Consider the following 1,008-nt stretch of genomic DNA (forward strand, 5'->3'; position numbering starts at 1 on the left):
GTGCGCGCGTTGCCGCGCCTGACGCATGCCGCGGCCGCGGCAGCGCAACGTCGGCTGCCGACGCCGCAGCAAGCCGTGCGGCTCGTCCGCCGCGAACTGCCGCGCGCCGCCCGGCAGCTCGCACAGAATCCGCGCCTGATCCGCAGCGCGGTCCAGCAGGGCGCCCCGCGCCCGCTCGTGTGTCCCGCGCACATGGGACACGGGTTGCGGAGCGCCCGCATCGGCCGGAGCCGAAGTTTCCATATCGACGGCCCGGTCACGCTGACGATCACCTCTCACTGACGCTTGGCGCTGAAAGGAGCACACCATGGACCGATTCGAAACGGATGCAATGGACGACCTGATGTACGAAGCCGCAGAAGGTCCGGCCCGCGCTTCGGCGCAAGCCTACGACGAGTTCGACGAAGACGGTTTCGACGAGGGCGACTATGGCGACGAGGGCGATGACGAATTCCTCAGCCGGGTGTTGGGCGGGATCGGCAATGTCGTCGCCGGTCTCGCGGGCGGCGGCGCCGGGTTCGACGAATACGACGAAGGCGACGGATTCGAGTTTGCCGACGAAGCGGACGAAGGCGACGAGTTCGACGCGGCCGGCGAATGGGATGGCGCCGACGAGCTCGACGCGATGGACGATCTCGTCGCCGACGCGCTCGACGCGGCCGACGGCGACGAATTCTTTCGCCGGCTGGCGCGCGTTGCGCGCAGCGTCGGGCGCGGCATCGGCAGCGCGGCGCGCGTGGTCGGACCGCTCGCCAGCATGATTCCGATTCCGCAGGCGCAGATGATCGGCCGCATCGCCAACGTCGCCGGCCGCCTGCTGGCCGACGGCGCCGACGAGTTCGAGGTGTTCGACGAGATGATCGACGGCCTCGACGAGGACGGCATCGACGCCGCGGCGCCCGTGCTGGCCGGCATGTTGGTGCGCCGGGCGCTGCCGGCCGTCGCGCGCGCCGCGTCGCAGGTCCGGCGCGCGGCGGTTCGCAGCGTCGCCCGGGCGGTTCGCACGGC

At 71.4% G+C, this 1,008-nt stretch carries 1 protein-coding gene and 1 pseudogene; both read left to right on the forward strand.

Annotated elements, in window-relative coordinates; translation table 11 throughout:
• A partial coding sequence (locus ACPUER_RS36865; protein ID WP_425133593.1) for a hypothetical protein occupies positions 1-282 on the forward strand: 282 nt, incomplete at its 5' end.
• Positions 283-307: 25 nt separating this feature from the next.
• Positions 308-1,008 (forward strand): annotated as a pseudogene (locus tag ACPUER_RS36870) (hypothetical protein); the annotation flags it as partial.

The sequence above is a fragment of the Burkholderia sp. DN3021 genome (assembly GCF_049805555.1).
Classification (GTDB): domain Bacteria; phylum Pseudomonadota; class Gammaproteobacteria; order Burkholderiales; family Burkholderiaceae; genus Burkholderia; species Burkholderia pyrrocinia_C.